Origin of the sequence: Rhabdochromatium marinum (assembly GCF_016583795.1) — a bacterium.
GTDB lineage: Bacteria > Pseudomonadota > Gammaproteobacteria > Chromatiales > Chromatiaceae > Rhabdochromatium > Rhabdochromatium marinum.
Genome location: NZ_NRRS01000186.1, coordinates 1 through 987, shown reverse-complemented (window position 1 = coordinate 987; position 987 = coordinate 1). Strand labels below are relative to the sequence as shown.

2 protein-coding genes are annotated in these 987 nt (G+C 60.0%); one reads left to right on the top strand and one right to left on the bottom strand.

Annotated elements, in window-relative coordinates; translation table 11 throughout:
- The coding region (locus CKO36_RS19210) for a hypothetical protein (protein WP_200286498.1) at window positions 1-323 on the top strand (323 nt) is incomplete at its 5' end.
- Here CKO36_RS19210 and CKO36_RS19205 read toward each other — a convergent pair.
- On the bottom strand, window positions 303-987 hold a 685-nt coding region (locus CKO36_RS19205), incomplete at its 5' end, for an IS1634 family transposase (protein ID WP_200286497.1). The two genes, CKO36_RS19210 and CKO36_RS19205, sit on opposite strands and share 21 nt — an antisense overlap.

Genomic DNA, 987 nt, shown 5'->3' with positions numbered 1-987 from the left:
TCTGGCGCTGGTCGCTGGAAGTCACCTTTGAGGAGACCCGCCGCCACCTCGGGGTCGACACTCAGCGTCAGTACAGTGACTTGGCCATCGCCCGGACCACCCCGGTGCTCCTGGCGCTGTTCTCCTTGGTCTGTCTGATGGTCCATCGTTGGCCTGAGACCTGGGCGAACTTGCCGCGCTCGACGGCCTGGTACCTCAAGCCCGAGGCGACCTTCTCAGATTGTCTGGCTTTGGTGCGACGGCGCATTTGGGGCGAAACCTATTTCGACACCTCAGCTCAAAACCCGTCATTCCGCACCCCCTCAGCCGCTTCCAGAATATAACGCCACATACCGCCATCCCAGCAGTTCAAGTAAGGCGTGGTGGTGGTGTTGCATATTTAGCACGAGCGGCTTGACCTGGGCAATGACCAGCACATGGATGCCTTTGAAAGATTGGAATACCCAGCGCGCGGTGGGACGAGCACTCGGCTGACCCTTCTGGTCGGGGAAGGTTGCCTGCTGTGCCTTGAGACTCTCGCGGATACGGTGTTCCAGGGCAGCATAGACCAACAAGCAGAGGGTCATCACCATCATCAACGCCATGATGCGCTCGGGTTTCTTCAGGTAGAGTGTCGCGGCCATGAACATCGGGTCTTTGAGGAAGCGAAAGCCGCGCTCGACTGTTTGTTGATCCTTGTAGGCGGCGATGAGCTCGGCTGCGCTGAGCAGTGAGTCATCGAGCTGATTGGTGGCGAGGATGAAACAGCTTTTGCGTTCCAGGCGGCGCTGGTGCTCCTGCACCTGCGAGGCCAGTGCACCGCTGATGCGGTAGACATAAAAGTCTGGCGCCTGCCCTCGGGCCGGGCGGCCTTGGCTGTGGTAGCGAGGCAAGGCCTCAATGCAGGTCTCGCCGAGCAGGCCAATCTTAAGTGTGTGCTCAAAACGCTCCAATGCCTTGAGCGCATCGGCCTCGCAGGCGAAGTCCGTGTTGCACAGCCGCTCGAAG